The 25,819-nt window shown below is 59.4% G+C and carries 20 protein-coding genes; 12 read left to right on the plus strand and 8 right to left on the minus strand.

The window, feature by feature from the left end; translation table 11 throughout:
• Positions 1 to 15: 15 nt before the first annotated feature.
• The 4 genes from ACWICV_RS00190 to ACWICV_RS00205 all read left to right on the plus strand — a co-directional run bounded on the left by ACWICV_RS00190 (position 16) and on the right by ACWICV_RS00205 (position 4,354).
• The gene (locus ACWICV_RS00190) at positions 16 to 483 is read left to right on the plus strand and encodes a MarR family winged helix-turn-helix transcriptional regulator (protein ID WP_400290625.1); all 468 of its coding nucleotides are present in this window, start codon (positions 16 to 18) and stop codon (positions 481 to 483) included.
• A gap of 119 nt (positions 484 to 602) precedes the next feature.
• Complete coding sequence (locus ACWICV_RS00195; protein WP_454090947.1) at positions 603 to 1,544, plus strand: NADP-dependent oxidoreductase; 942 nt, start codon at positions 603 to 605, stop codon at positions 1,542 to 1,544.
• A gap of 24 nt (positions 1,545 to 1,568) precedes the next feature.
• Positions 1,569 to 2,252, plus strand: coding sequence for an NADPH-dependent F420 reductase (locus ACWICV_RS00200; protein ID WP_400290629.1), 684 nt, complete (start codon positions 1,569 to 1,571; stop codon positions 2,250 to 2,252).
• A gap of 212 nt (positions 2,253 to 2,464) precedes the next feature.
• Positions 2,465 to 4,354 carry an FAD-binding monooxygenase gene (locus tag ACWICV_RS00205; protein ID WP_454090946.1) on the plus strand — a complete coding sequence of 630 codons (1,890 nt, stop codon included), beginning with the start codon at positions 2,465 to 2,467 and terminating at the stop codon, positions 4,352 to 4,354.
• A gap of 236 nt (positions 4,355 to 4,590) precedes the next feature.
• Here ACWICV_RS00205 and ACWICV_RS00210 read toward each other — a convergent pair whose 3' ends face one another.
• Complete coding sequence (locus tag ACWICV_RS00210; protein ID WP_133834491.1) at positions 4,591 to 4,953, minus strand: DUF488 domain-containing protein; 363 nt, start codon at positions 4,951 to 4,953, stop codon at positions 4,591 to 4,593.
• Positions 4,954 to 5,220: 267 nt separating this feature from the next.
• On the opposite strand from ACWICV_RS00210, the gene ACWICV_RS00215 reads away from it, so the two are divergent.
• The 4 genes from ACWICV_RS00215 to ACWICV_RS00230 all read left to right on the plus strand — a co-directional run bounded on the left by ACWICV_RS00215 (position 5,221) and on the right by ACWICV_RS00230 (position 7,862).
• Complete coding sequence (locus ACWICV_RS00215; protein ID WP_400290633.1) at positions 5,221 to 5,673, plus strand: FHA domain-containing protein; 453 nt, start codon at positions 5,221 to 5,223, stop codon at positions 5,671 to 5,673.
• Between the two features lie 74 nt (positions 5,674 to 5,747).
• Entirely contained in the window at positions 5,748 to 6,503 is a 756-nt protein-coding gene (ftsR, locus tag ACWICV_RS00220; protein ID WP_426734932.1) for a transcriptional regulator FtsR, read from the plus strand.
• A 40-nt stretch (positions 6,504 to 6,543) separates the two neighbouring features.
• The gene (locus ACWICV_RS00225) at positions 6,544 to 7,026 is read left to right on the plus strand and encodes a bifunctional nuclease family protein (RefSeq protein ID WP_454090945.1); all 483 of its coding nucleotides are present in this window, start codon (positions 6,544 to 6,546) and stop codon (positions 7,024 to 7,026) included.
• Positions 7,027 to 7,268: 242 nt separating this feature from the next.
• The gene (locus ACWICV_RS00230) at positions 7,269 to 7,862 is read left to right on the plus strand and encodes a MerR family transcriptional regulator (protein WP_105659060.1); all 594 of its coding nucleotides are present in this window, start codon (positions 7,269 to 7,271) and stop codon (positions 7,860 to 7,862) included.
• 93 nt (positions 7,863 to 7,955) lie between these two features.
• Here the strand turns inward: ACWICV_RS00230 and ACWICV_RS00235 are convergent, their stop codons facing one another.
• A complete protein-coding gene (locus ACWICV_RS00235; protein WP_105659072.1) occupies positions 7,956 to 8,771 on the minus strand; it encodes a ParA family protein in 816 nt (271 codons plus the stop codon).
• Between the two features lie 351 nt (positions 8,772 to 9,122).
• On the opposite strand from ACWICV_RS00235, the gene ACWICV_RS00240 reads away from it, so the two are divergent.
• Together ACWICV_RS00240 and ACWICV_RS00245 are read left to right on the plus strand one after the other, a co-directional pair.
• Positions 9,123 to 12,575: a pyruvate carboxylase gene (locus tag ACWICV_RS00240; protein WP_400290639.1), complete on the plus strand. Its 3,453-nt coding sequence runs from the start codon at positions 9,123 to 9,125 to the stop codon at positions 12,573 to 12,575.
• Positions 12,576 to 12,673: 98 nt separating this feature from the next.
• Positions 12,674 to 13,216 (plus strand): hypothetical protein, encoded by a 543-nt coding sequence (locus ACWICV_RS00245; protein ID WP_105662560.1) that lies wholly within the window; start codon positions 12,674 to 12,676, stop codon positions 13,214 to 13,216.
• On the opposite strand, the gene ACWICV_RS00250 is transcribed toward ACWICV_RS00245, so the two are convergent.
• The 3 genes from ACWICV_RS00250 to ACWICV_RS00260 all read right to left on the minus strand — a co-directional run bounded on the left by ACWICV_RS00250 (position 13,189) and on the right by ACWICV_RS00260 (position 16,318).
• Positions 13,189 to 15,000, minus strand: coding sequence for an AMP-dependent synthetase/ligase (locus ACWICV_RS00250; protein ID WP_400290641.1), 1,812 nt, complete (start codon positions 14,998 to 15,000; stop codon positions 13,189 to 13,191). The genes ACWICV_RS00245 and ACWICV_RS00250 overlap by 28 nt on opposite strands.
• 113 nt (positions 15,001 to 15,113) lie before the next feature.
• The gene (locus tag ACWICV_RS00255) at positions 15,114 to 15,548 is read right to left on the minus strand and encodes a hypothetical protein (RefSeq protein WP_400290643.1); all 435 of its coding nucleotides are present in this window, start codon (positions 15,546 to 15,548) and stop codon (positions 15,114 to 15,116) included.
• Entirely contained in the window at positions 15,545 to 16,318 is a 774-nt protein-coding gene (locus ACWICV_RS00260; protein WP_454090944.1) for an alpha/beta hydrolase, read from the minus strand. The genes ACWICV_RS00255 and ACWICV_RS00260 overlap by 4 nt, the downstream gene beginning before the upstream one ends.
• 135 nt (positions 16,319 to 16,453) lie before the next feature.
• Between ACWICV_RS00260 and ACWICV_RS00265 the strand changes: the two genes are divergently transcribed.
• Together ACWICV_RS00265 and ACWICV_RS00270 are read left to right on the plus strand one after the other, a co-directional pair.
• Complete coding sequence (locus ACWICV_RS00265) at positions 16,454 to 17,125, plus strand: lysophospholipid acyltransferase family protein (RefSeq protein ID WP_105659066.1); 672 nt, start codon at positions 16,454 to 16,456, stop codon at positions 17,123 to 17,125.
• Positions 17,126 to 17,196: 71 nt separating this feature from the next.
• A complete protein-coding gene (locus ACWICV_RS00270; protein ID WP_400290990.1) occupies positions 17,197 to 18,600 on the plus strand; it encodes a class II 3-deoxy-7-phosphoheptulonate synthase in 1,404 nt (467 codons plus the stop codon).
• Positions 18,601 to 18,671: 71 nt separating this feature from the next.
• Here ACWICV_RS00270 and ACWICV_RS00275 read toward each other — a convergent pair whose 3' ends face one another.
• The 3 genes from ACWICV_RS00275 to ACWICV_RS00285 all read right to left on the minus strand — a co-directional run bounded on the left by ACWICV_RS00275 (position 18,672) and on the right by ACWICV_RS00285 (position 25,787).
• The gene (locus tag ACWICV_RS00275; RefSeq protein WP_454090943.1) at positions 18,672 to 20,888 is read right to left on the minus strand and encodes a protein kinase domain-containing protein; all 2,217 of its coding nucleotides are present in this window, start codon (positions 20,886 to 20,888) and stop codon (positions 18,672 to 18,674) included.
• A gap of 202 nt (positions 20,889 to 21,090) precedes the next feature.
• A complete protein-coding gene (locus tag ACWICV_RS00280) occupies positions 21,091 to 21,339 on the minus strand; it encodes a WhiB family transcriptional regulator (RefSeq protein ID WP_013348560.1) in 249 nt (82 codons plus the stop codon).
• A 638-nt stretch (positions 21,340 to 21,977) separates the two neighbouring features.
• A complete protein-coding gene (locus ACWICV_RS00285; RefSeq protein ID WP_454090942.1) occupies positions 21,978 to 25,787 on the minus strand; it encodes an FtsK/SpoIIIE domain-containing protein in 3,810 nt (1,269 codons plus the stop codon).
• Positions 25,788 to 25,819 lie beyond the last annotated feature (32 nt).

The following is a 25,819-nucleotide window of genomic DNA, read 5'->3' on the forward strand; positions in this document are numbered from 1 at the left end:
TCCCGGGAGGCATCCATGAAGACGGAATTGAACGATCGGCAGGAGATCTGGCGCGGCCTGCTCTACGGGCAGCGCTCGATGATGCTGCGGCTATCGGTTGAGCTCAAGCGGGATTTCGGGTTGAACAGTGCGCAATTCGAGGCGCTGCTGTACCTCTGGGAGGCGAAGGCGAACCGCTTGCCAGCCACTCAGCTTTCCAATCAGCTGCTCTACAGTTCCGGCTCGGGGTCCCATCTGATCAGCAGGCTTGAGCAACTCCACCTGGTGCGCCGGGACCGTGATTCCCAGGATGCGCGCATGGTGGTGGTGACGCTGACCGAAGCGGGTCTTGATCTCATAAGCCGAGCCCGAGCCGCGCACATTGAATCGCTGGCAAAGGAATTCGACCCGCTGATCGGGGATGCCGAGGTCCCGGTACTGCTGGACTTCGCGCGCCGGCTCTCCCGTCATGAAAGTGTCACCTCGCAGCCCTATTCCGGATAGCCGCACCGCATCCCGCTGGCCCAATGGATCCGGGCTAGCGGGATTATCCTTGCAAATATATCTGTTATTACAGATATATTTGCGGAAAGCACTTGTAAAGCAACGAAGGAAGGAAAACCATGAAGCAGCATTATCGTGTCGCTGTGGCCAGGCAGTTCGGCGCCCCGGAAGTCATCAGTATCGAAAATCATCCAGTGCAGCCACTGGCTGCGGGCGAGGTCCGCGTGGCGGTACGTGCCGCGGGCCAAAACCCCGTGGATGCCCGTCGCCGGGCCGGCAATTTCGGCGGCCAGGTGCCTCTGGTCTTTGGCACCGAATTCTCCGGAATTGTCCATGAGTCGAAAGACCCGGGTTGGGCTGCGGGGGATGAGGTGGTGGGCTGGGGTGCCGTCGGCGCCGACGCCGATCTGGTTCTCGCCTCGGGGGACAAGCTGGCGGCTAAGCCCAAGGAACTGCCGTGGGCCGTGGCTGGCGGACTCAGTGGTGCGGGTCAGACCTCCCTGACAGCCCTTGCCGCACTGGAGCTGCAACCAGGAGATGTGATTCTGGTGCACGCAGCGGCAGGTGGCTTAGGAAGCATGCTGGTTCAGCTCGCCATGCATCAAGGCCTGGTCGTCATTGGTACCGCCGGAACAGGCAACCAGGAATATCTGCGTCAGCTAGGGGTTCTTCCTGTCGTTTACGGACCGGGCCTCAGCGAGCGCGTGGCCCAGGCCGCGGGAGGCCGGGCAATTGCCGCGTCCATCGATTTAGCCGGAAGCATGGAAGCCGGCGACCTGGCCCGTGAACTGGCAAGCGGTGGAGCGCAGTGCATCACGCTGGTTCCCGAGACCTGGCAATCCCATGGCCTGCCACTGGTGAGCGTCCGAGCCAGCGCGCAACGGTTCGCAGAGCTGGTGCGCAGCTATCGGGATGGCGGCTTGCAACTGCAGGTGAACACCCTCGAATTCAACGATGTCGTGAAGGCCCATCGCCAGATGGATGCCAAGCATTCACGCGGAAAACTCGTCTTGGAAATGAGCGATAACCCCTACCTCGCCAACAGCGGCGACGCGGCCTAGCTGCCGCTCAAGAAAGGCATGAACATGGCTTCAATAGCACTGATCGGACCGGGGCGGCACGGAACCGCCATCGCAGAACTCTTCGCCTCCCACGGGGTAAGCGTCGTGATCTACCACCACAATGCCGCCAAGGCGGAGGCAGCTGCGCAAAAGATTCGACAGGCCGCGGTAGACGCGCAGGTGCAGGTGGCCGCTGACCTGGCCTCAGCTGTGGAAGGCCAAGAGGTCGTAGTCTTGGCCACGCTCTGGGACCAGCCGCAACGCAAGGTCCTGGCCGAGCTGGGCTCCAGGCTGGCAGGCAAGGTACTGCTCGATGTTTCGAACCCCTTGGACGTGACACCAGCGGGCATTATTCCGCGCTCGCCGGCCGAAGGCTCGGCAGGCCAATTCGTGGCTTCATTGCTGCCGCACGGTGCAGGGCATGCCAAGGCGTTTTCGAACTTGGCCACTGCGTTCATTCGCGAGGGAGCGGATCGGGAACCACCGGCGATCCTGCCATTTGCCGCGGACTGCGCTGCCACGGCCAGCATCATCCGCCCCTATCTGTCGGCCACCAAATGGAAGCCGTGGCTGGTCGGAGATATCTCGTCCTCGCGCGACTTGGAGATTGGCGGGAAGTTCAACGCGGTGCACGGAGCCTATGGGCGTTCGCAACTTAATGAAGAGCAGATGCTGGAGTATGCCGGACCCGAGTGGGAGCATCGGTAGCAGCTGGCATCAGTGATGGGCCCCGGCGCGAGGTTATTGCGCCGGGGCTTCTGCCCATCTGCGGCTTAGGGGTGGCCGGCGCAGCGTGCATGAACTTGTGCCTGAGCTCACAGATTGTATATGATTAGTGTGCGATAAAAGATCATGCAGTTCTAATATCGAACACTATATTTATTGACTGAGGTCATCACAGGGAATTGGGGGATGAAACGGTGCAGTTTCACCACAACGGATACATTTCAGCCGATCCACGGGTGCAGCCAGCGGCTGGCGTGGGCATAAACCGTCCCATGGAGATGCCCGATGTCATGGATGTGCTGATCGTCGGTGCCGGTCCCGCAGGCATCATCACCGCCGCCCAGCTTTCCCAGTTCCCTGATGTGCACACCCGCATCATCGACCGACGGCCCGGCCGCCTGGAAATCGGCCAGGCCGACGGGATCCAGTCACGCACGGTGGAGACGTTCCAGGCTTTCGGTTTTGCCGAGCGCATCACCGCCGAGGCCTACATCATCAAGGAAACCACCTTCTGGAACCCTGATCCGCAGAACCCGGATCAGATCATCCGCACCGACCGCACCGCCAATGATCCAACCGGCGTCAGCGAATTCCCGCACCTCGTGGTCAACCAGGCGCGCGTTATCGACTATTTCGCTGATTTCGCGGCGAACTCCCCAGCTCGCACCGTCCCGGACTACGGGTGGGACTTCAAGGAACTGGTCGTTGAAGACGGCGAAGAGTACCCGGTGAAGGTCACCCTGATCGGCTGCGGCGAGAGCAATGACGGCATTGAGCGTGTAGTGCGTGCCAAGTACGTGGTCGGTTCCGATGGGGCCAGAAGCAATGTCCGCCGCTCGATCGGCGCGAAGCTCTCCGGTGACAAGGCCAATCACGCTTGGGGCGTCATGGACACGCTGGGCCTGACCAACTTCCCGGATGTGCGCACCAAGTGCGCCATCCATTCCAAGGCTGGTTCGATCCTGCTGATTCCGCGCGAAGGCGGGCAGCTCTTCCGCCTCTACGTCGACCTGGGTGAAGTTCCGGAAGGGGATAACGGCAAGGTCCGCGAGACTCCGCTGGAAGAAATCATCGAGCGCGCCAAGGCGATTTTGAATCCCTATACCCTCGAGGTCAAGGACGTCGCGTGGCACAGCGTCTACGAAGTAGGCCACCGGCTGGCTGACCGCTTCGATGATGTGCCGGTTGAAGAGATCGGTACCCGTGAGCCGCGCGTGTTCATTACCGGCGACGCCTGCCACACCCACTCGGCCAAGGCCGGCCAAGGCATGAACGTCTCCATGCAGGACGGGTTCAACCTGGCCTGGAAGATCGGCTATGTGCTCTCGGGCCAAGCTCCGGAAAGCCTGCTGCGCACCTACTCGGACGAGCGCAAGGTGATCGCCAAGGACCTGATCGACTTCGACAAGAAGTGGTCCTCCATCATGGCTGCTACTGCGAAGGAGCTTGAAGGCCAAGAAGGCGTTGCCGAGTTCTATGTACGCACGGCCGAATTCCCTGCCGGCTTCATGACCGAGTACGCGGCATCTGCGCTGGTCGCCGGCAAGGAGCACCAGGAGCTGGCCGCCGGATTCCCCGTGGGCAAGCGCTTCCGCTCTTCGGAAGTCATGCGCTTGGCCGATGCCAATCCAACGCACCTGGGCCACCACCATCGTGCCGACGGCCGCTACCGCATCTACGTCTTTGCTGATCAGCAGCCGGTGGGAGAGTCCCAGAAAATTGCCGCCTTGTCGAGTTGGCTGCTGGAGAATGAGCGCTCGCCACTGGTTCGCTTCACGCCGAAGGGTGCCGACGCCGACGCGCTGTTCGATGTCAAGGTGGTCTACCAGCAGGACTACACCACGATGAACGTGAATGACGCGCCGAAGGTGTTCCGTCCGGACACCGGCGTATTCGGCCTGATGGATTACGAGAAGGTCTACACCGCATTGGACGGCTCGGACATCTTCGTGGAGCGCCAGATCTCCCGCGATGGCGCGATCGTGATCGTCCGTCCGGATATGTATGTTGCCAGCATCCTGCCATTGGATGCGGCCAACGAGCTGGCCCGTTTCTTCGAGCCGATCCTGCTGGAGCAGAACTAGTAGCGCCCTCGCTCCAAATATCACCGATGGCACCGCGAGTATCTCGCGGTGCCATCGGTTTCCCTGCGCAGGGCGTCGCGTGGAAGTGCGGAATATTTTTCGGCGCAACGTGGTTGAACCACCAAAGGACAGGACTTCGATGAAAGGTGCCACGGTGAGCCAGGAATTCAGCTTTGACCTTCAGCAGGTGGTCGATTCGGATATGGTGTGTGCCGACGGCGTGTGCTTCGTGCCGCCTACGGACCAGAGAGCTGATCGAGCAGATAGTCACGCAACACCACAGCATGATTAGCCTGCTCATTTTTTGCTCCGTAGACCAAAGTGACCACGGGATGCTGGTCCAGTACTTCCAGGAAGCCATCGACAGCGGGGTTCTGATCTAGCTCGGCGCGATAGTGCTGCGCAAATTCGCCAAAGCGGTCGGCATCGTGATCCCAACCTTTGCGAAGCCCGGTGCTCGGTGCCAAGGCCTTGGCCCAGTGATCCAGCTGAAGGGCAGCCTTGCTCTTCCCGCGCGGCCAGAGCCTGTCAACCAGGATCCTGTAGCCGTCCTCGACGCTGGGCGCGGTATACGCGCGTTTGAGAAGTATCTTCGTCATGATTCACCTGAAAGTTCCTGATTTATCCTTGCATCGCCTCCATCTGTGGGAAAGGATCGAAGTGCAGGGGCTGCCAAGGCATCATCGTCTCTCTTGGCATCTTGCCACACTGGCAATCCCTTGCAGCGGAAAATATGTACTTTTCTGTTATCAGTTGGGCAGTGAGTAGGCTAATCTGTAAATAGTTTGGTATTACTGACTGTGCCAACACAGAACTCAAGGTCGTCACGCACGAACTGTTAACAGAATTTTCTGGAGGACCCCATAATGTCGGAACATCGGCCGGTTGACCCGCACAACGAGTCTGCCTCTGAGACGACCAATATCGCTCTTCCTGCGGTGCACAAGGGTGCTGAACCTTCGGTCATCTACACCCTGAGTGAGGATGAGAAAAACGCAGTTGACGCCCTGCCAGCTGGTTCTGCGCTGCTGATTGCCCATTCCGGACCAAACAAGGGCGCACGCTTCTTGCTGGACACCGACGAGAGCATCGCAGGCCGCCATCCAAACGCGGATATCTTCCTGGACGATGTGACCGTTTCGCGTCGGCATGCCAAGTTCTCCCGAACGGACGCGCGGTTCACGCTCAGCGACATCGGATCGCTGAATGGTACCTACATCAACGGCGACCGTATCGACGAGATCCCGTTGAGCACTGGTGTTCAGGTTCAGATCGGCAAATTCCGCCTGAATTTCTACCAAAGCGTTCCGAACCTTTAAACTAGTAGAGTTCGAGGTTTTGTCCGCCGGCGTCTGGCACGCCGACATATCCATACATCCGAGGTGTAGACCCTTTGCCGATCTTTGACGCAGCCCGCAGCCCACGTCTCGAGGCTCAACGCCACGAGACCGTCCGGCAGGCCGCGCTGAATATCGGCGAGGTGCTCTCGGAACTCAAGGATGAGTTCCCACGTGTCACTGCGTCCAAGATCCGCTTCCTGGAAGACAAGGGACTGATCATCCCGCAACGCACCTCCGCTGGATATCGAAAGTACTCCGCGTCGGATGTGAGCCGCTTGCGTTTCATCCTTTCGGTTCAGCGCGACCAGTACCTGCCGTTGAAGGTCATCAAGGACCATCTCGACTCGGTGGATCGCGGTGAAGCGCCAGCAGCATTGCCTGGGGGAGCCCCGGTGGCGCCACAGGCGGTCAACGATGACATGGCTGAGGCCGTGGAGCGCAAAACCCGTTCGGTGTCCTTGGCTGAACTGCAGGGGCTGACCGGTGCCAGCGAGGAGCTCGTTGGCGAATTGATAAAGTTCGGCTTGATCGAACCGGTTGCCGGCCTGTTCGACGCCAACAGCATCAAGGTCACCAAATCGGCCGTTCAGCTGGCGGGCCATGGCGTTGAACCTCGCCACCTGCGGCAGTTCCGTACCGCAGCTGATCGCGAGTTCTCGCTGATTGAATCGATTGTCGGCAACGAACTGAAGAAGCCTGAAGTCTCCGCTCGTGCCCGCGCTGCGGAAGAGGCCCAGGAAATCTCGCGCCAGTGCCTGGAAATTCACGAGGCCCTGGTGCAACGTGCTATTTCCCAACTGGATCGCTAGGCTGAATTCGAACAGGCAACAACAACTCTAAGGGGCTAGCATGCTGGAACTGGAGTTTGCCGGAATCCGTATTCAACTGCCGGCGAATCAGCCGCTGTTGCTGCTCAAATACCCTGAGCGTAATCTCTACCTTCCGCTGTGGATAGGTGCGCCCGAAGCCTCGGCCATCGCAATGTCTGAACAAGGACTCACTCCGCCTCGGCCGATGACCCATGATCTGCTGCTCAGCGTCATTGAAAGCATGGACGTGAAGCTTGAGCGGATCGAAATAGTCTCGGTGAACAATGCCGTGTTCGTCGCGGAGCTTGTCCTTTCCAACGGCAAACGCGTAGATTCCCGTTCCTCGGATGCCGTCGCCCTTGCCGTGCGCGCCCAGTGCCCGATCATGTGCGCCGAGCACGTCCTGGAAGAAGCTGGCGTGGCCATCGAGAATGAAACTGAGGGCGAAGAAGCACCCGAAGAGCAGTTGCGCGAATTCCGTGAGTTCTTGGACAATATTGATCCAGAAGATTTTTCTTCGTAGGTATCGCGCGTTTGGTTTCAGTGGAATATTGGCCTTGAATTGGGTAATTCCCCAAGCCGGCGCGACACGCCTTAAAGTTAAGCTTGAAGGTCTTTGACCATTAGTCGATATCGCCGTACCGTCTTTGCATAGGGACATTTAAAAAGAGCTGTTTTTTGATGGTCATCACTCGCATCTGCGCGGTTCTCATTCGGTCCCTGGATACTCGTTTAGGAACGTGCTGACACGCAAGGAGCAATTGGATGGAGTCTCGCCAGACTGGGCCTCACTATGGGGTCGACGGTGGCAACAAGCAATCCAGCACCCAAGGATTACTCTTCACCGATGATCTGCCTGAGCTGGATGAACATGCCGGCTACCGCGGTCCAATTGTGTGCAAGGCAGCCGGCATCACCTACCGCCAACTCGACTACTGGGCACGTACTGGCCTGGTAGAGCCGGCAGTGCGCGGAGCCAAGGGATCCGGCAGCCACCGCCTTTATTCATTCCGGGATATCCTCGTGCTCAAGGTTGTCAAGCGGCTGCTGGACACCGGAGTATCCCTGCAGCAGATCCGTTCGGCCGTTTTGCACCTGCGTGAACGCGGCGTTGAGGACCTTGCCCAGATCACGTTGATGAGCGATGGAGCTTCGGTCTACGAATGCACCAGCGCCGATGAGGTCATTGACCTTGTCCAGAAGGGCCAGGGCGTGTTCGGCATCGCCGTAGGCCGTGTTTGGCGCGAGGTGGAAGGTTCCCTTGCCCAGCTGCCTTCAGAGAGCTCGGTGCAGCAGACCCTGCCAGAAGATGAATTGGCTGCCCGTCGGGCTGCCAAGGCGGCGCGCAACGTCGGCTAGGGCCGGCAGATAATTCAACAGCTTAAGCAATTGACCGGATCTTCCTTGAAGGAAGATCCGGTCAATTGCTTAAGCTGCTATCCGTATCCGGGCCTAGGTGTTGTTCGGGCCTGCTGCGGACATGACTTCCTTGAGCAACGCGTCGAACTGCGCCAGCATCGGAGCGGTAGCTTTGGAAGGCCACTGGTGCACCGAGTACGCGGCACCTTGGATCTGCTGCCATTCCGGGTGTTCGGGAATCTCGGGCTTGACCATGGAGTCGCCGAACATCTGGCGCATTTCGCCCAAACGGAAGGTATGCTCCGCGGAGTCCTTGCGGACGCGGTTGGCGACAACGCGTACCGGTCCCAGGGAAGGAGCGAATTCACGGCGGAAGAGTTCCAATGCGCGCTGGGTGCGCTCGGTGCCGGCCACGGAGAACAAGCTGGGTTCTGCCACTAGCACGAGCTGATCCGAAGCGCTCCATGCCATGCGGGTCAAGCCGTTCAGCGATGGCGGGCAGTCGATGAGAACCAACTGGTAACCGCTGGTGCGGCTCAGAAGCTGGGAGAGGCGGCGTAGGTCGCGGGTCCGCAGATCTGGTCGATCGTAGATGCCGGTGAATGCGTCGCCAACGGCAACATCGAGCACTGGAATGCGGGTACGGGATTTCTTCTCTGCTGCCTTGGACTGCCAAGCGCTGGCGACAACCTGATCTTGCAGACGGGCGCGACGAGCGTTCTTGAGCATTTGCCCAATTGGCTGCTTCCCATTAGCACGGACTCCAAGGCCAGTGCTGGCATCCGCATGGGGATCCAGGTCAATGACGAGAGTCGGAATGCCGGCGGCAAGTGCTGCTGAAGCCAATCCGAGTGTCACGGAGGTTTTTCCTACGCCACCCTTGAGGCTGCTGATGCTCACTACGTGCACGGACCAGACCACGCCTTTCACTGTTCGTTAGTTTAAACGTCCCACCGAATTTTTAGTCTCTCATCATCATAGTGTGCCGAGCCGTGTTTCTCCGACTTTGCAACGTCAGTTTTTGCCATTAGGCACAAGTTAGTGATTAAAACTTCAAAGATCCAATTATTTCATGTGGTCTGACCACAGGACGAAATGTTTGGACGTTCTGGAGAATCCCCGTGTAGTGTGTTTCACAGAAGTGGCAAATGCTAGCTGCTTTTCGAGACCCGACACGCTGGGATGGCGGGCCTGCACCTGAGGGGAACAGTCCTGATTGTGCCGTTGAACCAGCGTGTACAGATTCGATGTAGGGACACTATGTTTGAAAAGATCTTGGTCGCCAACCGCGGTGAGATTGCGATTCGCGCTTTCCGCGCCGGCTACGAGCTGGGCGCAAAGACCGTTGCTGTCTACCCACATGAGGATCGCAATTCGATCCACCGCCAGAAGGCCGCAGAGGCCTACCAGATCGGCGAAGAGGGCCATCCGGTCCGCGCCTACCTGGATATCGACGAGATTATCCGCGTTGCCAAAGAAGCCGGCGCGGATGCAATCTACCCGGGCTACGGCTTCCTCTCGGAAAATCCTGACCTCGCACGAGCTGCCGAAGCAGCAGGCATCAAGTTCATCGGTCCAAAGGCGGACGTGCTTGAACTGGCCGGCAATAAGGTAGCGGCGCTGAAGGCTGCTCGCGAGGCAGGCATTCCGGTACTGGAATCCTCCGAGCCAAGCGATGATGTTGATTACCTGATTGCCGAGGCCGATCGCATCGGCTTCCCGATCTTCGTCAAGGCTGTAGCCGGCGGCGGCGGTCGCGGCATGCGCCGTGTCGACAAGCGCGAAGACCTGCCGGAGCTGATGGGCGCGGCAATGCGCGAAGCCGGCACCGCCTTCGGGGACCCCACCGTTTTCCTGGAACAAGCAGTGCTGCGTCCGCGCCACATCGAGGTGCAGATCCTCGCCGACGAGCAGGGCAACATTGTCCACCTGCATGAGCGCGACTGCTCGCTGCAGCGCCGCCACCAGAAGGTTGTCGAAATCGCTCCAGCACCGAATCTGGATGAATCGATTCGCCAGGCGCTGTTCCGGGACGCCGTGAAGTTCGCGCAGACTCTGGGCTACCAGAACGCAGGCACCGTCGAATTCCTCGTTGATACCGTGGGCGACCGCGCCGGGCAGCACGTATTCATTGAAATGAACCCGCGCATCCAGGTTGAGCACACGGTGACCGAAGAGGTTACCGACATCGACCTGGTGCAGGCGCAGATGCGCATCGCTGCTGGCGAGTCGCTGAAGGATCTGGAGATCAGCCAGGACACCATCCAGGTGCGTGGCTGGGCCTTGCAGTCCCGCATCACCACCGAAGATCCAGCCAATGGCTTCCGTCCGGATGTTGGAACCATTACCGTCTACCGCTCCGCCGGCGGCTCGGGTGTCCGCCTGGATGGCGGCACAATCTACACCGGCGCCGAGGTGTCCCCGCACTTCGACTCGATGCTGGTCAAGCTCACTTGTCGTGGCCGTGACTACCAGACGGCTGTGGCTCGCGCCCGCCGTGCGCTGGCCGAGTTCCGCGTGCGCGGTGTGGCCACCAACATCCCGTTCATCCAGAATGTGCTCAGTGATCCGCAGTTCCTGGCCGGTGATGTCGCTACCGACTTCATCGACTCCCGCCCGGATCTGCTCACCGGCAATGAATCCCAGGACCGCGGCACCAAGGCGCTGAACTTCCTGGCCCATGTCACGGTGAACCAGCCAAATGGCAGCCGTGTCGAGGGAATCGACCCGCGCAAGAAGCTTCCTGCTTTCCCGGGTGACAAGACCGACGAGCCAGAGCGTTCGCCATTCGATGGCCCCTCCAAGTCCGCCTTGCCGGCCGATGGCTGGCGCCAGAAGCTGCTGGATCTCGGTCCGGAAGGATTCGCCAAGGCCCTGCGCGAGTCGAAGGCGGTGGGCATCACCGATACCACCTTCCGCGATGCGCACCAGTCGCTGCTGGCCACCCGCGTCCGCACCCGCGACCTGCTCGCGGCAGCACCGGCCTACGCGCACAACGTCCCGCAGCTGTTCTCCATGGAAGTCTGGGGCGGTGCCACCTACGATGTGTCCCTGCGATTCCTGGGCGAAGATCCCTGGAAGCGCCTGGAGCTGCTGCGTGCGGAGCTGCCGAACATCCCGTTGCAGATGCTGCTGCGCGGCCGCAATACCGTGGGCTACACTCCATACCCAACCGAGGTCACCGACGCTTTCGTGAAGGAAGCCGCGTCCGCCGGCATCGACATCTTCCGCATCTTCGATGCGCTGAACGATGTTTCGCAGATGGCTCCGGCCATCAAGGCGGTACGCGACACCGGCACCGCAGTCGCCGAAGTGGCCCTGTGCTACACCGGCAACCTGCTGGATGCCAACGAGACGCTGTACACCCTGGACTACTACCTGGAGCTGGCACAGCAGATCGTCGACGCTGGCGCGCATATCCTCGCAATCAAGGACATGGCCGGCCTGCTGCGCCCAGCGGCAGCAACCAAGCTGGTCACGGCCCTGCGCGAACGCTTCGATCTTCCGGTGCACCTGCACACCCACGACACCTCCGGCGGGCAGCTGGCGACGTTGATGGCTGCCATCGACGCCGGTGTGGACGCCGTCGACGTGGCCAGCGCGGCCATGGCGGGCACCACCTCGCAGCCATCGGCCTCTGCACTGGTCGCAGCGCTGGAGTTCACCGAGCGTGATCCCGGCCTGTCACTGGATGCCGTGGCGTCGCTGGAACCGTACTGGGAAGCAGTGCGCGCCATGTACAAGCCATTCGAATCCGGACTGCCAGCGCCAACCGGCCGTGTCTACCAGCACGAGATTCCGGGCGGCCAGCTTTCGAACCTGCGCCAGCAGGCCATTGCATTGGGCCTGGGCGAGCGTTTCGAAGCCATCGAGTCGATGTACGCCTCGGTCAATGACATGCTCGGCAATGTGGTCAAGGTGACTCCATCGTCCAAGGTCGTCGGCGACCTGGCCTTGCAGCTGGTGGGTTCCGGAGTCCCAGCCGCGGACTTCGAAGCGAACCCGCAGAACTACGACATCCCGGATTCGGTCATCCAGTTCCTCTCGGGCGAGCTGGGCAACCCTCCAGGCGGCTGGCCGGAACCGTTCCGCACCAAGGCGTTGCAGGGACGCAATGTCAAGGCCCATGTCGAGGACCTCTCGGCAGAGGACCTGGCAGCGCTGCAGGCGGATTCGGACACGATTCGCGGTACCCTGAACCGGTTGCTCTTCGCTGGCCCAACCCGTGACTTCGAGAAGTCGGTGGAGAACTACGGCGATTTGTCCGTCCTGCACACCCGCGACTACCTCTACGGCCTGGTTCCCGGCTTCGAGCATGTCATTTCGCTGGGTACCGGTGTTCGATTGCTGGTCAGGCTGGTATCGGTATCGGAAGCCGATGAGAAGGGCCTGCGCACCGTCGTGGTCAACCTCAACGGCCAGTCCCGCCAGCTCAAGGTTCGCGACGAATCGGTAGAATCCACCGTGAAGTCCGCGCCGAAGGCCGATCCGAACAACAACGGCCACGTCGCTGCACCCTTCGCGGGAGCGGTGACTGTGAACGTCAAGGTCGGCGACCTGATCGAGGCCGGCCAGTCCGTGGCCACCATTGAAGCAATGAAGATGGAAGCTGGCATCACCGCCAACGCGGGCGGCGTGGTCAGCCAGGTAACCCTGAATGGCACCAGCCAGGTACAGGGTGGCGATCTGCTGCTGGTGATCGAACCCAAATAGCATCCGCAGTACCCAGAGCACAGGGGCTCGTGACCAAGGTTGCGGGCCCCTGCGCTCTGCCAACTAATCGTGCGAACCACAAAGCAGAAGGAGCAGTGATGCGCCCAAGCAAGATGACGCCCGGGGCTGTGCCCGCCCGGCTGAGGCAGCAGGTTGCCGAGCTGGGATCCAAGGGCCAGCCGATCACGGTACTGGTCTTCACCCTCGACACGCATCTTCCGTTCTGCGAAATCGCAGAGCACTTGGCCGAGCAATTCGGTGAATTGGATTGCAAGGCCCAGGTGGCCACGGCCGGACCGCAGCGCGTGCAATCGGTGATGGACGGTAAATTCACCGGCACCAACGTGTTGGTGGTTGTGGGCGATACCAGTGCCGACTCGGAAGACCGGCTCATGGAATTGGTCGAATGGCTGCTGGCCAATGGCCGCAAGGACCTGGCTGGGAACCTGATCTACGCGGTGCTTGGCCACGAGCACCAGAATCACGCCACCCAGGCATTCAGCCGCGTGGTATTGCCGCGCAGCTACTATGCCCGAACACAGCAAAGCGGCCTCAAGTTGCCTTGGGCCGCTTCAGCTCGCGAATCGTGGGAGCTGGCTAATGCAGTGCTGGACTATGCTGTCGGCTTGGGCGCCGAGTAGATGCCTTCGATCACGGCCTCGTAGTCCTTGAGCACTACTGCACGCTTGATCTTCATCGAGGGAGTCAAATGACCGGTTTCCTCGGTGAAGTCAGCAGGCACAACGCGGAAGGACTTGATCGCCTCGGCCTTGGATACCGAGGTGTTGGCCTTGTCGATGACCGCCTGCACGGTTTCGAGCACCTTTGGATGGGTCGATAGCTCGTCCAGCGACAGGTTCTGGTCCATCTGGTGACGGGCCAGCCAACCTGGCAGGGCTTCTGGATCCAAGGTCACCAGGGCCGCAATGAACGAGCGGCCCTCGCCGATGACCACGCACTGGGAAACCAGCGCGTCGGCGCGGATCTGGTCCTCAAGCAGCGCAGGAACCACGTTCTTGCCGCTGGCGGTGACGATGATTTCCTTCTTGCGCCCGGTGATCCTCAGGAATCCGTCGGCGTCGAGTTCGCCGATATCCCCGGTGCGGAACCAGCCATCGGTGAAGGTCTCATCTTGCAGCTCTGGACGGTTGCGGTAGCCGCGCATCACGCAAATGCCCTTGGTGAGGATCTCTCCGTCCGCGGCGATGCGCACGGCGTTGCCCGGCAGCGGCTTGCCTACGGTGCCGATCTTGATCCGGTCCAGGGTGTTCACCGTGATCGGTGCGGTGGTTTCAGTCAGGCCGTAGCCTTCCAGAATGGTCACCCCGATGCCGTTGAAGAAGTGGCCCAGGCGCTCGCCCAGCGGACCTCCGCCGGAGACCGCATGGCGGATGTTGCCACCCATCGCGGTGCGCAGTTTCTGGTAGAGCAGGGCGTCGAAGAGCTTGTGCTTCAGGTTCAGCACCAGCGGAACCTTGCCCTCCTGCTTGGCGCGGGAGTATGCCACTGCAACGTCAACGCCGGCGTGGAAGATCTTGCCCTTGCCGCTATCTTCAGCCTTGAGCATGGCCGAGTTGTAGACCTTCTCGAAGACGCGTGGCACAGCGAGGATGAAGTTCGGCTTGAAGGACTGGAGGTCCTCGAGCAGGTGCTTGACATCGGGGGTGTGCCCGGTGCGGCAACCAGCGGCAATGTTGACTACCGAGATGAAGCGGGCGAAAACATGAGCCAGCGGCAGGAACATGATGGTCGATGCGCCCGGGTAAACGGCGCCAGGCAAGGTAGCCACAGCGTTCTCCGCCAGCTCCACGAAGTTGCCGTGGGTCAGCTCGCAGCCCTTGGGGCGGCCGGTGGTGCCCGAGGTGTAGATGATCGTGGCGATGTCATCCAATGCTGCGCCCGAACGGCGGGCTTCGAGCAACTGGTCATCGACGTTCCGGCCATCTTCGGAGAGCTGTTCCAGCCCGCCATCGAACTGCCAGACGTGATCCAGTCCGTCGAGCTGTTCCTGATGGGCGGCGCGGCGCACCACGGCTTCCTGGGCGGCGGCCTCAACGACGACGGCCTTGGCACCGGAATCGGAAACGATCCAGGCAACCTGGCTAGGGGAGGAAGTTTCATAGACGGGGACGGTGACGCAGCCGGCGAACCAGATGGCGAAGTCAACCAGCGTCCACTCGTAGCGGGTCTTGGCCATCAGCGCGATGCGGTCGCCAGGTTCGATGCCATTGGCGATGAACCCCTTCGCAATAGCCCGGGCGTCGGCAGCGAACTGCGATGCCGTGACATCATTCCACGTTCCGTCGGTTCCCGGCTTTGAGAACAATGCCGGGTTGGCCGCTGAATTCGCGTGGCGTAATAGCAGATCTGTAATATTCGACTGCTGTGGCGAATGAATGCGAATTGGCGAGCTGTATTCGCGCATCTGGTCTTCAACTCCTGAAACTCTGTGTGACCCCATTAGCAATAGCGGGTAACCCGCATCACATATTTATTACTATAGAGTAACCTACCGTGTGGTGTACTCAAAGCCGTTTTCTATACTTGAGCCCCATCATCTCCCGGATCGCGTTCAGTGGGAAGACGTTTGAGCAAGTAGGCGATTCCGAGCAGGGCGGCGAGTGCCAGCCCGAAATAGATGAACACCGGAGCTGAGCGGAAAAACACCACACACAGCAGCAACCCAAGCGGACCGCCAGCGGCGCCAACCCAGGCGAGGTTCAGCATCGGATCACCCGAACCCAGCGCGGCGGGTTCTTCTGGAACGAACTCTTCCGGCGTCTGCTCAGCAACATAGTCGCGCGGTCCGCGAACCGCGGCAGGCCCGGTGTTGAAGAGCTTCGCCAGTTTCGCCGCGCGCTCGTCGGCGCTGGGTTCGCGGGGTGCCGAGGCATCAAGCTGACGGAAATTCTCGACTAGCTCATCCCACTGCGGATCATTCTGGTTTGAAGGATGGGCATCTTCCGGATTCATGCGCGCTCCTCCTTGCGCTTCCGTTCCGTGGCGGCCAGCTGCGCGAAGAAGCGAGCGGATTCGTGGAAAATCTGCTCCGCATCGTAGTCCAGGGTGGCTACGTGCTTGGAGTGCAAGAGCATGTGGTGCTCGGCCAGGGTGCCCGAGTTCAGGCCCTCGACCAGCTCGCGCACCGACTGGTCTGAAACTACGTTGTCAACGGTGGAACGGAAAAGCTGCACCGGGGCGTTCACCAGCTCCAAGCGCCGGCGGGTCTGGGCAAAGAGCAAACGGAGTTCGGCTACGGCTGCTACCGGGGTGCGCGGGTAGGCCCCTTCATCGACACCGCGCTTGGCGATGTCATTGCTGATAGGGGCAACGCTGCGCACTACATGCTTGAGCCAAGGAGTATAGGGGGACAAGGGGGAGTCCACGACCAGGCCCGGATTGACCAGCGAAACACCGGCTACATTGCGGCGGGTCGCCAGATGCAGGGCCAGGGCGCCACCCATGGAAAGGCCAGCGGCGAATACCTGCTCGTGCGTGCGCGCGAGCCTGTCAAAAGCCGCTTCGGTAGCGTGGATCCACTGGCCATAACCTCGACCGACCATGTCCTGCCATTGCGTTCCGTGCCCGGGCAAAAGGGGAATGTCCGTGTCGAATCCGGCCTGCTCCAAGGAATCCGCCCATGGCTGCATGGAAACAGCGGAGCCGGTAAAACCGTGGATCAAAAGTACTGCACATGGACGTTTGCGCTCGTCCAGCGGAGTATTGCCTGCATCAAGTTTCATCGTGAACCCTCCGGATTTCTGCCTTCACCTTCGAGCGTAGTGCACAATTGAAGGGTGCGGAGTGCGCTTCGACCAGTAAGGTCGCGGTTTCTCTTCCCGCGTAGCTGGTCAACTAGAAGAAGGAATTTTCCCGCTGTGCTGTACGACTTCCTCAAGCGTTTCGCTGTCCGGCCGCTAATACGAATTTTCTTCCGCGTCAAGATCCAAGGCATCGGCAATGTGCCTGAAACCGGTGCGGCGATCTTGGCTTCCAACCACCTGTCGGTGAGCGACTCGGTGTTCCTCCCAGCGGCGCTGGATCGTACCGTGATTTTCCTGGCCAAGGACGAGTACTTCAACGGCAAGGGCATCAAGGGCCGGATCACCGCGTGGTTCTTCCGCAATATCAACCAGCTGCCCATGGACCGTTCAGGCGGGCAGAAATCGGCTGCTTCGCTGGCCAGTGCCAAGAACGCACTGGCGCAGGGCCAGGTGCTGGGCATCTATCCGGAAGGCACCCGTTCACCGGATGGACGGTTGTACCGGGCCAAGCTCGGCGTCGCAAAGCTCGCCCTGGAAACCGGTGCCCCGGTGATACCAATTGCAATGATTGGCACCGACAAGGTCCAGCCCATCGGCCAAAGCCTTCCGCATCCGGGCCGGATCGGGATCAAGATCGGCAAGCCGCTGACCTTCGAGCACCTGAACGGCAGGTCCGCGAATCCTGAAACGCTTCGCGCTTGCGCCGACGAAATCCGCAAGGCAATCAATGTCCTGTCGGGTCAGAGCTACGTCGACATCTATGCTCCACGCAAACCAAAGAAGTAGCAGGCCACTATGCGCAGTGTTACGGCGACTTGTTACATTCGTCGCGGTCCTTTGAGCTGATGCCACGTAGAATGGGCAAGGTGAGCGAAGAAAACCGAACCCCATTGCCAGGCTCCTCCGTAGCCGGCCCCGCCACCGATCCGCAACTAGATTTGTGGCGTGAATTGCCAATTGCCCAGCAGCCGACTTGGCGTGAGCACAAGGACTATCAGTCCTCCATCAACGAATTGGGTTCGCGTCCGCCACTGGTATTTGCCGGCGAAGTCGACGTACTGCGCGAACGCTTGGCCGCAGCAGCCCAGGGCAAGGCCTTCTTGCTGCAGGGCGGCGACTGCGCCGAAACCTTTGCCGATGCAACCGCCGACAAGATCTCCTCGCGAGTTCGCACCATCTTGCAGATGGCTGTGGTACTGACCTATGGCGCTTCGATGCCGGTAATCAAGATGGGACGCATGGCTGGCCAGTTCGCCAAGCCGCGCTCCTCGAATGACGAAACCCGAGATGGTGTAACTTTGCCGGCATTCCGCGGCGACATTGTCAACGGCTTCGACTTCACACCCGATTCCCGTGCCCACGATCCGAAGCGCATGGTGCAGGCCTACAACACCTCATCGGCCACGCTGAACCTGATCCGCGCGTTCACCCAGGGCGGCTTCGCAGACCTGCGCAGCGTGCACTCGTGGAACAGCGGATTCATGGCCAACCCGGCGCACTCCGCCTACGAGCAGCTGGCCGGCGAGATCGACTCGGCCATCCGCTTCATGGATGCCTGCGGTGCAGACTTCGAGGCACTTAAGCGCACCGAGTTCTTCGCCTCCCATGAAGCACTGCTGCTGGACTACGAGCGTGCGTTGACGCGTACCGATTCGCGGACCGGCCTGCCGTACGACACCTCCGGCCACTTCCTGTGGATCGGTGAACGAACCCGTCAGCTGGACCACGCACATGTGGACTTCCTCTCGCGCGTGCGCAACCCAATCGGCGTGAAGCTGGGCCCGAACTCGGATCCGGAAGATGTCCTCGCGCTGATCGAAAAGCTCGATCCGAACCGCGAACCAGGACGCCTGACCTTCATCACCCGCATGGGTGCGAAGAACATCCGCGAGAAGCTGCCAAACCTGATCGAAAAGGTCACGGCCTCCGGCGCCCAGGTGCTGTGGGTTACGGACCCAATGCACGGCAACACGGTCACCAGCCAGAACGGCTACAAGACCCGCAACTTCGACGATGTAATGGACGAAGTCCGCGGCTTCTTCGAAGTGCACGACGCGCTGGGCACCTTCCCAGGCGGCCTGCATGTGGAGATGACCGGCGACGATGTGGCTGAGTGCCTCGGCGGAGCGGATCCGATCCGCGAGGAAGACTTCGACTCGCTGTACGAGTCGCTGTGCGACCCGCGCCTGAACCACCGCCAGTCCCTGGAGATGGCCTTCCTGGTCTCCTCGGCGCTGCAGAGCCGCAGCCGAAACCGCTAGCAGCTAGAGAATAATCCGGTTCCCGACAGCGGGAACCGGATTATTTTTATGCCTGGGGAACGGCACAGGCCTCAGAAGGCGTATATGCTGATCTCGCTGCCGCGCACGGCTTGCTGGTGCAATGGAGACTGCATGCGAACGGTCTGGCTGAAACCGCCAAAGACATTGTGCGTCCTCACGGAAAAGCCGGCGGCTTCCAGTGCAGAGATTGCTTCCTCGACGCCCAGGCCGAGCACGGATGGGATCTGGACGTATTCTGGTCCTTGCGAGAGATTCACTGTCACGGTGCTGCCGTACGCAACGGTGCCCTGGGCCGGGTCCTGTACGGCGACTAGGCTTTTTTCTGTCGTCGTGGAATGGACGGATTCACCGGTTTCCAGCTTCAAGCCCATGGACTCAAGCTTTTCCTTGGCCGCATCCTTGCTAAGACCAATGACCGCAGGAACACGAACCGGGGCATGTCCCTTGGAAACAGTGAGGGTGATGATGTTCTTCCGCGGCAATTCCTTGCCGGCGGCAGGGGAGGAACTGATAATCTCGCCCTTAGTCACCGATTCCGAGTAGGCCTCGGCTTCCTGGACATCTTCGAAACCGATTTCATCGAGCAACTTGGTGGCCTGATCCAGGGTTTTCCCGGTGAAATCCGGAACTGCAAAAAGCTGAGGGCCTTGCGAAACGATCAGATCGATTCCCTGGAACTTCATGATGTTCTCGCCGGTCCCCGGCTGCGAGTCGACCACCCTGCCGATGGCAATCTCATCGTTGTAGGTCGTGCCTACCCGAACTGGAACACCTTGGCCATCCATTTGCGCGACTGCCTGCGACTGAAGCATGCCGGTCAATGACGGGATGCGGATGACGGTTCCGGGGCCGCGGCCGAAGAACCATCCGGCACCTGCGACCAGAGCCACAATGAGGATCCACATCACGGTGATGACGAACTTCTGCGTACCCGAGCGAGGCTGACGCAACCGGTGGGTGGGTACCTGTGCTTCCTTGCGCCACTTTCTTGCAGCCTGCTTCTGCGCACGCTTTTGGCCACGTACCGACAGAGGTGCTTCGGAATCGGCGTCATTCTCGTGGGCCGGTTCCAGATCGCGGCCGCGGGTGTACACCGACGTTGCGGCTATGCCAGAATCAGCGGCAAGATCAGTGGGACGAGGCTGGGCCAGTGTGGCTTGTGCATCGCGAAGATCCAAGACTTCGGTGGCGTCAACCGCGGCAATGACGGTTGTCTGGTCAGGATCGGCGGGGGCATCATCGATAACGTAGCTGGCCTCGTGCTGAGCAGTATTCCGCTTCAGCCATACCTGTTCACGCTCATCTTCGCGCTCGCGTTGCATCGCATCAAGACGCTGCTGCAGCGTAGTGGGCATCTGCGCCATAGTTTGCGGGGTGAGATCTTCAATCCCGCCGAGGTCCTCGGCGCCCAGGTCCAGTTGCGCATCGTTGAGCGTTGAGCGGATCTGGATGATCTCCTCCAGCAGCAGCGAAGCATCCTGCGGGCGCTTCTCTGGATCCTTCTCGGTGCACCATCGAACCAACTCATCGAGATCTTCGGCCAATCCCGGAACCAAGTCCGAAGGCATGGGCATGGGGGAGTCCAGATGATGCTTCATTAATGCAGCGGCATTGGTCTCGGTATACGGTGCTTGTCCAGTCAGCATCTGGTAGATCATGATGCCCAGTGCGTAGATGTCGCTGCGCGAATCGGCTGGTGCCCCTGAAACTAGTTCGGGGGAGACATGGGACAGCGTGGCGACGAGCGTGGCTGACTGGGTATGGGCGCTGGCAGCACGGGCCAAGCCGAAGTCGGTAACTTTCACTTCGCCGGTATCGGAGAGCAGCACATTTGCCGGTTTCATATCCCGGTGGATGATTCCCTCGCTGTGCGCGGCGCTGAGACCGTGGCAAATTTGTTCAAGGACGCTTAGCGCCTGACGCGGAGTAAAGCGGCCGCGTTCTTCAATGACCTGTTCGAGGTTCCGTCCTCGAACATACTCCATCACGAGGTACACCAGATTATCGCTCACGTTGTGATCGCGGATGGAGACCACATTCGGATGAGTGATATTCGCAGCGATGACAGCTTCGGATTCGAATCGCTCACGCACTGTATGCTCGCTGGAGAAGTTGTCGTTCAGGATCTTCACGACAACCGCTCGATGCAGGCGCTTGTCCATGCTGCGGTAGATGCGTGACATGCCACCCAGGGCAAGCAGATGGTCCAGTCGGTATCGACCATCCAGCGTCTTGCCCAGGTTGGGGTCGGTCAGGGCCGGGCTCATTTTGCGGTCGCACCTGCCTGAACGGTGCACGCGAAGCGGGCCAGAGTCACTAACGGATCCTTTCGAACATGAATACTACTTTTAATGTACCTAGCTGAGCTGACAATTTGTCGCTTAAACTCGAAATCCGCCAGTGGTGTTTACCTCTGGCGGATTTCGTATAGCGTCTCGGGTTGCGAGAATTACCTCGAGCGCAGCTTAATTAGGAAGCGCGGCGAGCTCGTGCTGCACGACGCTTCAAGGCACGACGCTCATCTTCGCTCATGCCACCCCAGACGCCTGCATCCTGGCCGGACTCAATAGCCCACTGCAGGCAGGTTTCGGTTACTTCACATCGACGGCAGACGCTCTTGGCCTCTTCGATCTGCAACAGGGCCGGACCGGTGTTTCCCACTGGGAAAAACAGTTCCGGGTCCTTTTCCAGACACGCCGCGCGGCTACGCCAATCCATGCTTATTGATGCTCCTTGAAATCTGAGAGGGTGTGAAACACCAACGACAATCAACACACAGGCAAAAAATAACTAGGAGTGAAATGAAATCCTGGTTGCCTAGCGGTTAACATCTGGCGTCTCGAAAGGTCGGAGAAGTCCATTCGGGCACTTCGTTTAACCGACCACATAAGGTTTTCATGTAACGCGGAAGTAAACAAGAGTCACGGTAGCGAAATGTTGCTGAATGCCTGAGTGCTTTCTCACATGGCATTTGGCACTAGGATCCGCTAGTTATCAGAGGTGTGGCGCGAGCAACAGCAAAAGTCAATTGTTGCGGTTTGAGTTCCTGCAGAAGGTCAACGAAAATTGTTGATGTGAGCAACGAAAATGCAATCTCGTCCCGCCCAACCAGTGTTTTCGTGGTTGCCGCGCTTGTCCTAATTGAGGCCCTGGCTGTTCTGGCGTACGCCGTCAGCTACATGTTGAACCTCGACACCAACGGAACAGTCAATATGGGCGGGCAGTTATTCATGCTGGCCCTGTGCTTGCTTCTTGCCGTTTGGCAAGGCTCGGTAGCTGTCAACTTCTTCAAGGGAAAAGCGTTCACTCGTGCTCCGATTGTCGTTTGGCAACTATTCCAGCTCATCCTCTCTGTTTCATTCCTGAGCTCCAATATCCCGATGGTGACGGCCGCGGCGGTACTTTCCATCGTGGTCGCCGGAACCACTGTGGTGATGCTCTTCGCGCCGAAGACCACCGCATTCCTCGGAGACCGGCCAAACCGCTGAATTGCCAGCAGATAATTCGTACGGAATATGAATCATCCGCGGTTTGCCTCGTTTGGAGATGACCGCGCACCAATAGTCTTTGGCTCCTTGATGAGGCACCTGATGGATTGGCTGCCAATTCATCGGTTGAAGATCTTGCGGATGATGGGCTTCGACAGCGACTACCTGGCGATCATCGAACCCGTTGGCGCTCAATCCCAGGTCGAAGGCCATCCTGCTGGACGGCGGAACGAATAGCGCGACACCGATTCCCCTAGAATTCAGAGCGTTCAAGAGCGGTGGCAACCGAGAGTCATTGGTGGTTTCGAGGAAGAGGCAAAGCAAGTCCTGCCGAACACGGTACGAGCCGTCCTCGAGAGAACGTACGAACCGTTCAAAGTCCGGTAGGCCGCAAATATGCGGGGAGTTCCAACGCACAGCGAGTACGGCAGTCAGCTGCCGGCGCTGTTGCGTATCGGGGCACAGCACAACAACCATCGGCCCTGCTGGTCGAGGGACCGCCTCACCATCGAAGGGCGAGTATCCCAGAAAGTTTGCCGGTTGAAGGGCAGAACCTGAAGGCATCTGCCAAGCCGAAGGCACTTCGGGCCAGGTGCTTCCCGGGATTTCAGCTAATTGAACTTCGGTGAGTTGGAAGACCTGCGGAGGATGCCCCGAACTCAGCTTGACCCCTCGACCCGGCAAAAGCGAACAGGCCGGGATCTTGGGCCACATCATCTTTAATGACTCGGTAGCGTTGAATGGGAAGAACCATTGCTCTGTACAAAGACCGGTGGACTTCAACGCGTTTTGGTCGCGGTCAACTGAACAAATCACCATAGGCGATTGCGGGCCGCCGAAACGCAATAGCGTACCGAGTGCTTCGTCCAGGCGTTGGAAATGTTGCGGGTGGATATTGGACTGCAGCTGGGCCAGTGAATGAACGAGAATGATCAATGCTGGATCACTGGGCATGGATTCCAGGAAGTCGACAGCATCGAAAAAGCCATAGGGATCCTCACCCGTGACAACCTTGACGTTTTCAGTGGCATCCGGGATCGGCGACGGACCGAAGCAAAGTATTTTTCTGGGCGAACGGGCGAGGGAAGCGAACAGGGTTCGGGCACCGGCTTCTGGCAAGCCGCAGATCAATGTTGATCGTGAACGGGCAGGGTCAAGAATCAAAGGTTCAAGCCGGGCCAAATGCAGATTATCTGCAACGCCGCAGTAAATCGTTCCTCGTTCCTTCCCATCCCACGTATCTGGCGAGTGCGTTGGTTCTGCTGGCCGAGGCAACGCTGGAGCAAAACCAGATACCGGGAGCTCCGAAGTGGACCACTGTGAGGAAAGTTCTGCTGCATGGTTTTGCAAGCGATCTCCAGCGACTGACGCGATGCTCTTTTCGAATCGGCACAACGGACGAAGGCTGAGATCTTGACGATTCCGCTCGAATAGTTCGCCGTGCAGTGGCGGCTCGATGGCCAGCTGGAATTGCATGTTCCTAGTGGGCTTGGAAGCGCCCTTGATGATCGCCTGTCCGGGGTGGAGGAGTTTGGACGCCTCGGTGGAGCCCACCAGTTCCACGGACTCACCCGGGTCGTTTACCCTCAATGCGATTGTCGTGTTTAAGTTCGCCTTGGTTTGTCCCGTCAAAGCGCCAGCCGGACGCTGCGTGCTGAGAATCAGATGGATTCCTAGAGCTCGACCCACCGCAGCTAAACGATCAATTCTGGCGCTGGCTTGAGGAAGCGTTTCGACGAAAACACGGAATTCGTCAATGACTACCAGCAAGCGAGGCAGAATCGGGCCTGATTCGTCGAGATCTTGATATTCCGCAATGTCGCTGCAGCCTTGTGCTGCCAGAAGCTCCTCGCGCCGCCGCACCTCATGTTCTAGTTGTTCCAACGTGCGCTGAGCCGCTGCCTCATCGAGGTCGCTTGCGAAGAGCTGGACATGGGGCAAACCTGCATAGACGCCTAGTCCAGCTCCACCCTTGAAATCAATAAGTGCGAAGGCAAGCTGAGTCGGCGGGTAGTTCCGGGCAAAATCAGCAATCAGGCGCCTGAGCGCTTCTGACTTGCCTGACCCTGTAGTGCCGCAAATCAGTACATGCGGACCATCCACATGAAGATCAAGGAACACGTCCTCTTGCTGTTCATCGAGGCCCAGATGTGCCCGTACGGCTAGTGATGGGGATGCAATGGATTCTGCGTTCTTGGTTATTGCCTGCTTTTGCAGCTGCACATACTGCTGCACCATCCTGTCGAACCGCGAAAGGCTCAGCGTGCTTAGGTTCTGCAGCACTAAGCGTTCGTCGGGCAAACGCGAGGACACGGGGCTTGGAACAATCCAATTCTCCACGGATTCGGCCAGCACCGGTGAAACGCCCAGCACCAGGGCGCCGGAAATAGGTTGAGGTTCCTGGGCAGTGACGTACAACGTCGCCAGGTTGGTTTCCTCTTTCCTGGTGAAGCTCGATTCTTCGGGAATCGACAGGTGGGCCACGGAAACGTTGCTCACCAAAAGCAGCGACGCCGGAAGACACCTGACACTGGGATCGAGCACGAGCCGTATCTGGCCGGAATGTATGGCCGGGAGATAGCGTGCAAGTACTGCGGCCAGAATAGCCCCAGCGCTTTGCCCTTGTGCAGAATTCAGCTGCCAGACGCTCGGGGTACTCGGGAAAAATACTGGACCGAACCAGGGCGCATCCGACTTCGTCTTCCTGAGGCTACGAAATACTTTGCGGATCCCCGTGGGATCAGAACGAGAGGTGTCCTGCGGAGACCACAGTCCCTCGCCCCAAACCAGTGGTGGTATCCGGGCATGCGGCAGTCCCAAAGAAGCGGAATCCAGTCCGGCTACGAACGATTCGCCGAGAGCCGGAGTATATTTACTTCTCGCGATAATGGCGGAAGCTCGTTGCACTTCCATTTCCCTTTTCCATTCGCGACGCTCCACGAACAGTTGACCGGCAGGCACCATACCCATAAGGGCCGAAACGCCACTCAAGATCAGAAAGAGCGTCGAACCGGTAACCAAGGCAAGCAAGACGCCGGAGATGATCGGAACGAATGCTGCGAGGACCAGAGCAATTAAGCGGGACAGCTCGGGCTTGGAAGGTACTTGGATTTCCAATTGTTCGGGGGTTACCAATTGACCGGATTGGGCGGTTAATGGATCGCCGACAGCGAATTCAGTGTTGCCCAGAAAGAAACGCGATCCGTGTTCCAATTCCACGGACTCGCAGCGGCTGCCATCTGGCATGACAAGTTGCTGCTCAGAGCAGGCTACCAGGCGCAAGCTCCGGGTTGTCACGAATAACTTCGCGTGAACCCGGGACACCAGCGGATCTTCTAACCATAATGGGGCGGTTCTGCCGATGACATGTTCTCCCTTTGTGAGCGGAATCCAGGCACCAGCGTCGGGGCCGCGAACTACATATAACTTGAGGCACGAAGCTGTGGTGCTTGTGGCGCGAACAGGTTGGGGCAATTCATTGAGCAGAAGACGTTCAGACGCATGCAAGATCCCCAACTCTTCTATCCGCGTTATTCCCGAATACCATCGTTGTCCCGGGAAATGCTGCTGCAGCAGTGCGGCGAGCTGCTCGCCCGATATTCGTCCGGACATGACAAGTTCGAATTGCCGCGGATGCTGGAATTTTCGGGAAATCAGAAGTAATTCATAGCGGACCATGAGGTCTCCTGAATGTAATGGAATGTTGTCGT

The sequence above is a fragment of the Glutamicibacter sp. NPDC055354 genome (genome assembly GCF_053644955.1).